Origin of the sequence: Veillonella sp. VA142 (genome assembly GCF_003992135.1) — a bacterium.
Classification (GTDB): Bacteria; Bacillota; Negativicutes; order Veillonellales; family Veillonellaceae; genus F0422.
The window spans coordinates 1-12,130 of record NZ_RQVN01000009.1 but is presented as its reverse complement, the minus strand read 5'-3'; the positions used below and the strand labels follow the sequence as shown (position 1 = coordinate 12,130).

Genomic DNA, 12,130 nt, shown 5'->3' with positions numbered 1-12,130 from the left:
AACTTCAGAAAACTGCCCTACGCGAAAGTTTTCTTGAAGTTATACGGCTTTTCTTTTGCATATAATACTTCGGGAGGAGATATGTTGTTTCTATTGGGGGCACTCTAGAGGGAGGGAACTTTCAAAATCTCATTTGTATTGCTATAATGAGAGTATATTGAAACTAGGAGTGATAATTAGATGAAATCTGTTTTATATACGATGATGGTAGCGGCGTTTTTGAATCCTTTTGCATCTAGTTCTCTTACTATGTCTTTTCCAGATATGATGTGCGAGTTTGGCGCGTCTACGAATGATATGGCATGGGTGGTGGAAGCTTTTTTACTGTGCTGTACTGTGGCGGTGATTCCTGCTGGTAAGTTAGCGGATATCTATGGAAAGCGCAAGTTATTTTATATGGGTAGTGTTATATTCACGGTTATATCGGGGCTTATGTGCTTCGTTGGTTCTGTAGAGATGCTGACGGTGTATCGAGCCTTGCAAGGAATTGCTTTAGGGATTGTATATACTACGTCTATGTCTATTTTAACTTTATCTGTACCAGTGGAACGACGGGGATATGCGTTCGGGATGATTGGAGGCATGGTGTATTTAGGGTTATCTTTAGGCCCAGCCTTAGGTGGCTTTCTAAATTATTATTATGGATGGCGTAGTATTTTTGTATTTACTACTTTACTAGGTGTTGTGGCAAATGTGATGGCCTTTCGCTCTTTACATAAGGAGTGGATACATACACCGGATAGTAGTATTTCTACGAGAAGTTTACTTTTATATGCCTTGGGTATCAGTGCAGTGATGATTGGTATTACCGAATGGGTTCGTTTTTGGTGGAGTGTCTATGCTTTTGTAGCAGGGCTGATGGCATTAAGTGTATTAGGATATGTAGAATGGCATAGTAAGGATCCACTCATTCCAGTTAAGATATTTGTATCGAATCTAGGGTTTACTATGTCTAGTGTGGCTGCCATGATGAACTTTAGCGCCACTTTTGGCGTAGGATTTGTATTGTCCTTATTTTTGCAAATGATAATGGGCTTTGATTCTCGTATGACCGGATTAACTTTATGCATACAAACTGGAATTATGGTATTCTTAGCACCGCGCATGGGGGCGTTATCTGATCAATACAATCCATCCCAATTTGCTCGGTGGGGGATGGTACTCACTGGCGTAGGGTTGCTTAGTATGGCCTATGGTACGTTCACTGAAAGTATGACAGTTATCATGGTAAGCTTAGCTATTGTTGGTATTGGAGTTAGTTGCTTTGCACCGCCAAATAACAATCTAATTATGAGTTCTGTGCCGAAAACATATATTGGCTTTGCCTCTTCTACGATTTCTACGGTACGCCTATTAGGACAAACCTTGAGTATGGCTCTGATTGGTGTTATTCTTGCGTATACAATAGAAGGAAGAGCAGCACTACAAATGATGGAATATAACAGTACTGTTGCACTAGTTGTATTTGGATTGATTTGTTTGGTAGCGGCTATCCCAGCAGGCTTGCGTAATATGCGGAATTGAACTGTCAACTAATAGCTGACAGTTGGTTCTGATTTTTGTATAATGATAGGGTATATAGAACACCCTATGAGGGATGACTTTCACAATGGATAATCAAAAAATCCATGAGAAAACGGATTAGATAAAGGAGTTATGGTATGATTAATCGCTACACTCGTGAAGAGATGGGACATATTTGGAGCGAACGTAATGAGTTCGATACGATGTTATTAGTAGAAATATTGGCATCTGAGGCACAAGCTGAGTTGGGAATTATCCCAAAGGAAGCGGCGGTAGCGATTCGTGAAAAAGGAAATTTTGAGGTGGAACGTATTCGTGAAATCGAACGTGAAACGAACCATGACATCATTTCCTTTGTTACTGCGGTAGGTGAATATGTAGGACCTGAGTTTGCAAAATACATTCATCTTGGTTTAACATCTACAGATGTAAAAGATACGGCCTTAGGATACATGATGAAACAAGCTTGTGACCTATTGTTGAAAGGCTTGCGTAATTTCCGTGATGTCCTAGCTCGCCGTGCGGTAGAATTCAAATATACGCCGATGATCGGTCGTACTCACGGTATTCATGGGGAACCGATTACATTTGGCGTGAAACTAGTGAACTGGATGTCCGAAATTGACCGTGACATTGCTCGTTTAGAACAGGCTCGTCAGTCTGTAGCAGTAGGCAAATTGTCTGGTGCTGTAGGAACATACTCTAATATCGATCCATTTGTGGAACAATATGTATGTGAAAAATTGGGCTTGGAACCTGTGAAAGTAGCGACACAGGTGGTATCTCGTGACCGTCATGCTGAATTGCTGTCCATGATTGCTGTTATTGGAGGTACCTTGGATCGCATTGCTTTGGAAATTCGGCACTTGCAACGTACCGAAGTGCGTGAAGCGGAAGAATATTTCAGCCCGAAACAAAAAGGCTCCTCTGCGATGCCACATAAACGAAATCCTATCACTTGTGAAAGAATCTGCGGCTTAGCGCGTGTATTGCGTGGTCATGCACAAGCGGCCTTTGAAGACCAAGCCTTATGGCATGAGCGAGATATTTCTCATAGCTCGGTAGAACGTGTGATTTTACCAGATGCGACGATTACATTGGATTATATGATTCATTTAGCAACACGTACGGTAGATAAATTATTGGTATATCCTGAAAATATGATGAAAAACTTGAACTTAACAGGTGGTCTTGTATTCAGCCAAACGATTTTAACACATTTGGTGGATAAAGGGGCTATTCGTGATGAAGCCTATCGTTGGGTACAACGTCATGCTATGGCTCGCTGGTTAGAAGGTAAAGACTTCGCTACAGGATTAAAATCTGATCCAGAGATTGCAAAATACCTAAGTGCAGAAGAAATTGATGCTTGCTTTGATCCAACACCATTGTTACGTCATGTAGATACCATTATGGCGCGCTTTGGATTATAATTGGGATACCTTATATTTTAAGTGTGGATGGTATATGATAAGCTTAGTTACTAAGAATTGATAACTCGAATATGTTGTAAACAAAAAAAGGACGGTTGCGACCTTCCTTTTTTTTACGTTACATATAACATCATAAATACATACGATGAGAAAAGTAAAACTATAAAAAAAGAAACATAAGTGAGGCTTCTTTATTATATCTGAAATCAGTTATATATCATGCATCTCACTTATGTTTCTTTTTATTTTATTATAGTTACATTTTATACAGTTCTTATAAGAAAGAAGCTGAACATAGTATACCTTTATTCTACAGTGGTGTCTTTTGTAATCACATAGTAGTCAATAGGGAATACTTTCACATTTTTTACTCGTTTTGTTGTTACTACAGTGGCACTTGGATAGTATAAGAAATAACCAGCGTTATCTTCTAGCAACACATTTTGAATATCCTTGACAATCGCTGTGCGTTCTTCTTCGTTAAATGTGGTTGTCATTTTATTAATTAACTCATCAACCTTCGGATTCGAATAGTCGCCACGATTGGATTTGGCACCACTTTTGAAAGCTAGGCTAAGGAACCAATATGGATCATTTGTGGACATTGTTACCCAGTTTGTTTCTCCCATATCAAAACCATTAGGAGCTAAAGTTAGTAATTCATCAGGACCTTGTACACGTTTTAATTCGACTTCAACACCAGCTCGGTTTAAATCATCTTGAAGTTTTTCGTAAACGCTACTATCTTTACCAAAAAGAGCTAGCACTAAGTGTAATGGTTTGCCATCTTTCATGTAGGTATCACCTTGTTTTGTGTAACCAGCTTGTTTTAGTAATTCATCTGCTTTAGCTAAATCTTTATGTTGTTTATTTTTTAGTTCGTCAAAGCCTAGGTTGGCTGTTGGAGGGAATGGCGCACCTCCAGTAACGGCACCATTACCGATTACTTTTGCTAATGCATCATAATCAATCATATTTGCGATAGCTGATCGTACGGTTGGATTTGATAATACATTGCCTTCACGGACATTCAGCTGTAGCATATATGTGCGAACCCCTGCGGACTCAATGATGTTATAATCACCCTTCTCAAATAAACTTCGATTAGCACTATCGACCTTTTGGATCATATCTACATCTTTAGACTGTAGAGCCATAGCACGTTTATTATTATCTTCTAGATCTTTAACTGTTAAAGAATCTAAAGCAGGTGTTCCACCCCAGTATTCTTTGAACTTATCTAACTGAATTTCTTCTTTTTTTGTATGTTTTACAATTTTGTAAGGACCAGTCAAAATTGGTGCATTATCCATATCTGTTGTACCTTGTACATCTACGATGACAAAAGCAGGCTCAGTTAAACTAGCTAGTAAATCAACATTTGGTTCTGTTGTTTTAATAATTAGATTTTGACCATCCACTGTAATAGAGTCTATCTTTACAGCTTCTTTGGAACGCTTGCTATTGGCGATTGTACGTTCAATAGATGCTTTTACTGCCGTAGGTGTCATCATAGAACCATTATGGAATTTTACATTTTCTCGAATATGGAATTTCCATGTTAAAGGATCCACCACTTCCCAGGAATCAGCTAACTGAGGTTCAAATTTCATATCTGAACTTACTGTTGCTAACGTTTCACCGGCACCGATTCGCGTCAATGTCCAAGCATCCCATTCATGTGTAGGATTCAATGTTTCACCAAACCAATATAATCCAAGATTTAAATGCTTGCCAGTTTTGTTTGATTCATCAGAACCACAGCCAGCAATTAATCCGATAGCAACAAACAGCGTCATTGCTAATGCAACCCATTTTTTCATATATCCTCCTTATAAAAAAACTAAAGAATAACTATAGTATACTGTATCCCTCGATAAAAGACAATAATTCTCATAAAGATGAATATATATTAGAAGCGTATGATTTGCTAAATACTTTTGCAATTATATATTTAATCAGACATAAAGAATAAAATTAAATTGCTATATTTACAAAGAGAGAGGCTATCCTATATACTTTAAGAGAAAATATATAGAGGAAAGGTGGATTGATATGGTACGAGTATTATTATATAAATTGGCGTCTATGGTAGGTGTATTACTGGCAGTCACATTGGGAACGTTTCTCTTAATGCAAATGTCTTCTGTAGATCCAGTGTCAGCACGGTTTTATCTGCAAGGTATGACACCAGATCCCACTATAGTGGAACAAATTCGACAAGAGTTAGGACTTAATGACCCTTGGTATATACAATATGGTCGTTGGTTATGGCAAATGTTACATGGAGATTTTGGGCAGTCTATCTTCCTGAATGTGCCTGTTGTAGATTTGTTGCAAAGTGCTTTGCCAAGAACCTTATCCTTGGTGGCGGTTTCCATTGGTTTAGGTAGCATCCTATCGATAGGGTTAGGAGGACTGGCAGCGCATTATAAAGATACTTGGATCGATTATGTGGTGCGTATAGTATCATTTCTAGCATTGGCAGTACCAGCATTTTGGGTAGGATTATTGTTATTATATGCGCTAGCTGTGAAGATTCCTATTTTCTCTGTGACAAATACGAAGGGGTTAAGTGCTTACGTGTTGCCGAGTATTACCTTGGCAATTTGGTTTTGTGGCTTATACATTCGTCGCGTTCGCAACACAGTGGTGCAAGCGTATGCATCGTTGCCGGTGATAGGGGCAAAAACGATGGGTATACGTACCGTATATATCTATCGTGATTACATTATTCCTCAAGTGCGCCTTGTGCTATTATCCATGTTAGGGATTACGACCGGTGCTATGTTGGGCGGTTCTGCAGTGATTGAAACGGTATTTTCTGTCAAAGGGATGGGGCAACTCATGGTGCATGGTATTATTAGTCGTGATTATATTGTGATTCAAAGTTATATCGTATGGATTTCTCTAGTCTATGTGGTGGTCAATACATCGGTGGATATATGGATGTATTTACTTCATCCTGAAAGAAGATATGGAGGGCGCCCATGATTCGTATATGGAAACAAGATAAGGTGCTCTTAGGGGCCATTTTACTGACTATACTTTGGATGGGACTCTTTCTATTTGGTTCTCAGTTAGCTCCCTTTGACCCTAATGAGACAAATTTAGGGGCTCGATTACAAGATGTAAGTACAACGCATTTACTAGGCACGGACCAATTGGGTCGTGATGTACTTTCACGGATATTATGGGGCGGACAAGATTCGTTGTTCATAGCCATATCCATCATTGCCATTAGCAGTATCATTGGCATTTGTATCGGTGGTTTGTTAAGTATGAGTCCTTTGTATATTGATGAATTGGGATCACGCTGCATCGATATGATACTAGGGTTCCCTAGCATGATCGTGGCCATTGCCTGCATCGGTATATTGGGGCCGTCTGTGGAAAATATTATCATTTCACTGTGCCTAACTCGTTGGGCAGAATACGCAAAGATTACGCGGAACTTGGTGAATTTGGAAAAACAAGCACAATATGTGGTTGTAGCACGTATGTCTGGGGCGTCCTTGTGGCGCATTATCCGTCACTACATGATTCCCAATCTTCGAGGGACTCTATTGTTGGTCATCATTCAACATATGGGGGACACGATTATTACGGTGGCAAGCTTTTCCTTGATCGGCATTGGCGTACAACCGCCTACACCAGAATGGGGTGCTATCTTGCTGAATGCTCGAGATTTCTTGCAAACAGCGCCTTGGCTGTTGATCTATCCAGGGTTAGCAATTTTTATCACTGTTGTGTTATTAAATTACATTAGTGATGCCTTACAAGATGGTAGGCATGTGTAGAGGGCGAAATAGTAGCCCAATTTGATTCTTGTGTAATGACAAAGGATAGTAGCATTGACTCATACAGACTTAGTAAGCGTAGATAATTTATCCGTCTTTTACGATGGAATAAAGGTCGTGAAAGAGGTATCTTTCACGTTAAAACAGAATGAAATTTTTGCCATCATTGGTGAAAGTGGGTCTGGAAAATCTACTGTAGCGAAAGCTTTCTTAGGTTTGTTAGAACAGGCAGACCTAACAGGAGCCATCCACTATGGGGGAGATAACTTGCTCACTTATGGACCTAAGGAATGGCAAGGTGTACGTGGTGTACATATAGCCATGATTTACCAAAATCCAGGTAATTATTTAAACCCATTCAAACGCATTGGAGAGCAGATGAAAGTAATCTTAGCCTCCCATGGAAAGGCCTACGATGAAGGCGATATTTTGAATCTGCTAGAGGCTGTTTCCTTACCACAAGGAAAGGCATTACTTGAGTCCTATCCATTTCAATTGAGTGGGGGTATGCAACAACGTGTGGCCATCGTTATGAGTTTACTCATACATCCGCAACTACTGATTGCAGATGAGCCGACTAGCGCTCTTGATGTATTGGTGCAACAGGATATTGTGAAAGTCCTAGAAGAGTTGCAACAGCGGTTGCAGAATACGTTGCTGTTTATCACACACAATATTCAAATAGCCCGTAGATTGGCGGATCGTGTAGGCATTATGCATGAAGGTGTGTTAGTGGAAATGGGTAAGACCGAAGATGTCTTATCGAACCCGCAACATGAATATACAAAACTGCTTTTACAGTCCTTGCAGGAGGTGAAAGTATGATACTAGAAGTTCAGGGCGTCAGCAAACTATATACCCGCAAAGGGGAAACGGTGACAGCACTACAAGATGTGAGTTTGTCCGTGCAAGAACGAGAGCGCATCGGAATTGCAGGTGGCAGTGGATCTGGTAAAAGTACCTTATTGCGATTGCTGTCCTTGCAAGAAGAGCCAACTTCAGGGACCCTTTCTTTGTTTGGAAAAGCGATTTCCCAATGGAAAGGAAATGAGAGAGAGCTCTATCGTTCCTTGCAAGTGATGTTCCAAAACTCCTTTCACAGCATTAGCCCTCGCATGGCAGTAGGTGAATTTATGCTAGAGCCTTGCGTAAATTTTGGGATAGGCACAAAACAAGAGGCAAAAGAGCGCTGTGAATGGTGGCTTTCAAAAGTGGGATTGGATACATCGGTGTGGAAGAAATACCGTCATGAATTGAGCGGAGGCCAGTTACAGCGATTGGTGTTAGCCCGCATGATGGCAGTCGGCGCTGAGCTTGTCTTATTTGATGAGCCGACGAGTGCCCTCGATGTGTGCAATCAAGCGCGGGTCATCGAACTGATTCAAAACGTTTACGAAGAGCAACCGTTTACCTATGTGTTCGTCAGCCATGACCTAGGCGTTTTGCAAGCGCTTACCGATCGGATTATTGTGATGAAAGACGGCGCTATCGTCGAAACCTTGGCATCAAAAGATTTGGGACTAGCAACGTATCCGTATACAAAACAATTATTGGCAGCTAGCCGTGGATAAATGGCTATCGCCTATGAAGTGGTAAAGACCGCAACATTTTCTTATTGAAGAAAGTGTTGCGGTTTTTGTTGATATAAATATTACCCTAGTGATAGCATGAATTGTGAAAAAATAGTATAATTATATTTTAAGATAGTATGTCTTTGATATAGATATAATTAAGATTCATATAGAAGGTAAAGGAAGAAACGAATGAAAGAAATTAACGATGTGTCGAAACTGAGTTATACCCATGTACAGGGCGGTCAGTTTCGTTGGATAACGGTGAGTACCATCATGCTGGCATTGGGAACGATTTTACATGCTGTATCGCCAAGTGTAGCAGGGGTTACGCCGAATTGGACGATAGCTACCTATTGTGTAGCAATTAATCTAACTCGCCCAACTCTTCGGCAAAGTTTGGGTATCGGGTTGGTAGCAGCCTTGATCAATGTATTTACCTCAAAATCTGCATTGCCATATGGCAATTTGATCAGTGAGCCGTTGGGGGCTTTCACGTGTGCTGTGTTAGTACATTATTTATCTAACTTAAAAATTGGTAAACTAAATTTGATGCCTATTTTGAGTTCTTTCGTTAGTACGGTTGCATCTGGTGGCGCTTTCATTACTTGCTTGTATCTCGTACTAGGCTTACCAAGCAATGTGTATTGGAATGCTATGTGGCCATTGGTGTTGATGGTGGCTCTTATCAATGCTGTAGTAGCACCATTCTTGTACATTCCGGCGCAAAAATTATTGGCGCGCCAAACTGTGAAAGGGCAACAATTGACGGACAGCAGTGATCACAGTGATTTATGCATTGTACCATCCGTGAAAGCTCCTATCGTCATCGACCATATGAGTTATCGCTATGGAAATCAAACGAAGTATGCCGTGAAAGATATTAACTTAGTTGTAAACGAAGGGGATTTCCTTGTCATTACAGGACCAGCAGGCTGTGGTAAATCTACCATCTGTATGGCCATGGCAGGAGCTGTGCCTAAGTTTTATGGTGGTACTATGGAAGGCATGGTATTCATCAACGGTAAAGCGGTGACACAATTAGAAATTCCAGACGTAGCAGATGATATCGGTATTGTCTTAGCTGACTACGATACACAACTCGTTACGATGACAGTAGCAGAGGAAGTAGCGTTTGCTCTAGAGAATCGTGGGTATACAGCGGAGGCTATCCAAGAGCGTACAGCCATTGTATTGGATCAAGTGGGATTGACGGGCTTAGAAGACCGCAATGTATACAGCTTGTCTGGTGGGCAACGTCAACGGTTAGCGATTGCCTCTGTATTAGCTGTAAATCCATCTATTTTAGTCTTAGATGAACCAACTAGCTCTTTAGATCCAGAAGGAACAGAAGAATTGTATCGCTTAGTAGGTTCCTTGAATCGTGACCATGGTATTACCGTTGTCGTTATCGACCACGATTTACATGCTGTATTGCCATATGCAAATCGTATGGTATTAGTCGATGGTGGGGAACTAAAAATCGATAGTTCCGTAGAAGATGTGTTGTCTTACATGTATGATACCAATACCTATGTAGATGCATTACCATCCTTATTTGTGACGTATAAATCATTGGCAGCGAAAGGAATCGCCTTAGATACACCTTGGTTATCCTTGGAATCTGCTCAGTCTAGTCTGTTGAAAGGAGAACGCTAATATGTTACAAGTTGAAAATTTGCGCTTTTCCTATGTGCCAGGACAAGATATCATGAAAGATGTGACTTTCACCATCGGCAATGGTGAGTTCATTACATTAGGTGGTCGAAATGGTTGTGGGAAAACCACTGTGACCCGTTTATTAGTCGGTTTGGAAACGCCTGTAGAAGGTAAGATTTCTTACGACGGCCAAGATATTACGCATATGCCTACCTCTGAAAGAGGACGTTTTATTGGCTATGTATTCCAACAGCCAGATCGTCAAATGTTCCGCCAAACTGTGGCAGAAGAGGTGGCATTTGGTCCTGAACAGTTGGGATACGACAAAACAACCGTGGATAGCATCGTGAAAGAGGCTTTAGAACGAGTAGGTATTTCCCATTTGGCAGAATCCTATCCATTAGGGTTACGCCGTGGAGAAAAACAACGGGTAGCTATCGCCTCTGCCTTGGCGATGCAATCGAAATTGTTAATCCTTGACGAACCAACGAGTGGCCAAGATGGGACGGAAACTAAGGGACTCTTGGTATTATTGCAAGAATTACAAGCCCAAGGTTTGACCATACTACTCATTACCCATGATATGGAAATTATGGCAGAATATTCTACACGAGTGATCATTATGGGATACGGCACGAAAGCCTTTGATGGATCCCCAGAAGAATTGTTTACCAACCGTGAGGATTTGTTGGAACTTGGTTTGACAAAGCCGCCGAGCGTAGTGCTTAGTGAAACGGTATCAGATTTAGGGTATTGTAAGTCTATGAAAGAGTTTGAACTGCGCTATGCAGAGCATGTGAAAGGTTAGGAGGAGAGCGATGAAATTTGTACCATTAACAAAAATTTGGGCAACCATCTTCGTGTCCATCTTAGCCATTGCTATGAAAACTCCGGAACTATTATTAGCTTTATTTGGCATTGAAGTGCTGTTAATGCTACTTGGTGGCATCTTGTTCCGTCAATGGAAGCCTTTATTGGCTTTAATTGGGTTTTCTGCATTCTTAGGTATCGTACAATACTTGGGTAGTTGGTCTCTGGACTCGGCTATTGTGACGGCTTTGCGCATGTTGACGATGACGACCATTTTTATGATGCTCATCGTGACAACAAAAACACAGGATTTAACAGTGGCTCTTGTACAACAATGTCGCATCCCCTATGCTTATGCATTTATGTTTACAGCGGCTTTACGGTTTGTGCCAGACTTTTTACGTGAAAGTAAAGCGGTACAAGAAGCACAGGCTTGCCGTGGCATGTCGTTAGAAGGCAATTGGCTGACAAAGATAAAATCTTACATGACTGTGATTCAACCATTGATGCTGAAATCTTTGAGTCGATCTGAAACAATGGCGTTGTCTTTGGAGCTTCGAGGCTTTGGAAATCAGAACCATACATTTATGCGGAAGGTGAGTTTTCAAGGTGTTGACTATGTGGCAGTTCTTCTTATGTTGGGAGCGACCCTTGTGACGCTATACACCTTGTGGCGTTCGTAACTGAATAGGGCAAAGGGAAGAGCACGGTATACCCCCTCACAAACGGTATTTCATAATGTTTGTTCGGGGGCACACCGTGCTCTTCTTGCATTTGTTTTATTTAGGTAGTGAAGAACGCCATAAGGCTACTACGCCTAACTGCGTTCCTCAAGGGGAATCATTTGCAAACTTGTGTTTTGTTTAGTTTTGCTTTATGGTATGGTAATAACATACATAAACAATGCGAATATATTATGCTATAATATAAATATGAAGGGCCAACAATGTGAGTTGGGCTCATCTCTTCCTATTGTAGGAGGAGGTGATACTATGACACTGTTCGAAGTTTTAATGTTATTAATTCAATTCGGATTGCTTGTTGTAGCAGTTTTAACTTATATGCAAATGTAAGTGAAAAGCCTAACGTCAAAATAAGTATCGGAAGCACTTATACACGTTAGGCACATTTCACGTTATAGAATTCTGAGATGAGCCTAACGCCTTAGACACGTTGATGGCTCTTCTTTTATTACTTATAGTATATCATATATTTAGAATATATGACAATTGTTTTGAGCTTGGCTATACAATTTTTATGAACGACATATGATATTGTCATAGTATAAACACAAATGAATTTGTCAATGCATAGTACAATCTATATATACAGA

Annotated in this window: 11 protein-coding genes; 10 read left to right on the top strand and 1 reads right to left on the bottom strand. The window is 40.5% G+C overall.

Annotated features, from left to right (window positions below; translation table 11 throughout):
- Positions 1 to 180: 180 nt before the first annotated feature.
- Together EO117_RS04840 and purB are read left to right on the top strand one after the other, a co-directional pair.
- Positions 181 to 1,524: an MFS transporter gene (locus tag EO117_RS04840; RefSeq protein WP_126939375.1), complete on the top strand. Its 1,344-nt coding sequence runs from the start codon at positions 181 to 183 to the stop codon at positions 1,522 to 1,524.
- Between the two features lie 137 nt (positions 1,525 to 1,661).
- Positions 1,662 to 2,957, top strand: coding sequence for an adenylosuccinate lyase (gene purB, locus EO117_RS04835; RefSeq protein WP_126939374.1), 1,296 nt, complete (start codon positions 1,662 to 1,664; stop codon positions 2,955 to 2,957).
- 305 nt (positions 2,958 to 3,262) lie between these two features.
- Here purB and EO117_RS04830 read toward each other — a convergent pair whose 3' ends face one another.
- On the bottom strand, positions 3,263 to 4,780 hold the full coding sequence (locus EO117_RS04830) for an ABC transporter substrate-binding protein (protein ID WP_126939373.1): 1,518 nt from the start codon (positions 4,778 to 4,780) through the stop codon (positions 3,263 to 3,265).
- Positions 4,781 to 5,012: 232 nt separating this feature from the next.
- Between EO117_RS04830 and EO117_RS04825 the strand changes: the two genes are divergently transcribed.
- From EO117_RS04825 to EO117_RS09475, 8 genes are all read left to right on the top strand, one after another.
- On the top strand, positions 5,013 to 5,951 hold the full coding sequence (locus EO117_RS04825; RefSeq protein ID WP_126939372.1) for an ABC transporter permease: 939 nt from the start codon (positions 5,013 to 5,015) through the stop codon (positions 5,949 to 5,951).
- Positions 5,948 to 6,757 carry an ABC transporter permease gene (locus tag EO117_RS04820; protein ID WP_126939371.1) on the top strand — a complete coding sequence of 270 codons (810 nt, stop codon included), beginning with the start codon at positions 5,948 to 5,950 and terminating at the stop codon, positions 6,755 to 6,757. The genes EO117_RS04825 and EO117_RS04820 overlap by 4 nt, the downstream gene beginning before the upstream one ends.
- A 54-nt stretch (positions 6,758 to 6,811) precedes the next feature.
- Entirely contained in the window at positions 6,812 to 7,582 is a 771-nt protein-coding gene (locus tag EO117_RS04815; protein WP_126939370.1) for an ABC transporter ATP-binding protein, read from the top strand.
- A complete protein-coding gene (locus EO117_RS04810) occupies positions 7,582 to 8,328 on the top strand; it encodes an ATP-binding cassette domain-containing protein (protein ID WP_164727496.1) in 747 nt (248 codons plus the stop codon). Before EO117_RS04815 ends, EO117_RS04810 begins: the two co-directional genes overlap by 1 nt.
- 192 nt (positions 8,329 to 8,520) lie before the next feature.
- Positions 8,521 to 9,987: an energy-coupling factor ABC transporter ATP-binding protein gene (locus tag EO117_RS04805; protein ID WP_126939368.1), complete on the top strand. Its 1,467-nt coding sequence runs from the start codon at positions 8,521 to 8,523 to the stop codon at positions 9,985 to 9,987.
- A gap of 1 nt (position 9,988) precedes the next feature.
- Positions 9,989 to 10,795, top strand: coding sequence for an energy-coupling factor ABC transporter ATP-binding protein (locus EO117_RS04800; protein WP_126939367.1), 807 nt, complete (start codon positions 9,989 to 9,991; stop codon positions 10,793 to 10,795).
- 10 nt (positions 10,796 to 10,805) lie between these two features.
- Positions 10,806 to 11,480, top strand: a complete 675-nt coding sequence (locus EO117_RS04795; protein WP_126939366.1) for an energy-coupling factor transporter transmembrane protein EcfT — start codon at positions 10,806 to 10,808, stop codon at positions 11,478 to 11,480.
- Between the two features lie 198 nt (positions 11,481 to 11,678).
- Positions 11,679 to 11,870 carry a putative holin-like toxin gene (locus EO117_RS09475; RefSeq protein WP_371413081.1) on the top strand — a complete coding sequence of 64 codons (192 nt, stop codon included), beginning with the start codon at positions 11,679 to 11,681 and terminating at the stop codon, positions 11,868 to 11,870.
- Positions 11,871 to 12,130: the final 260 nt, after the last annotated feature.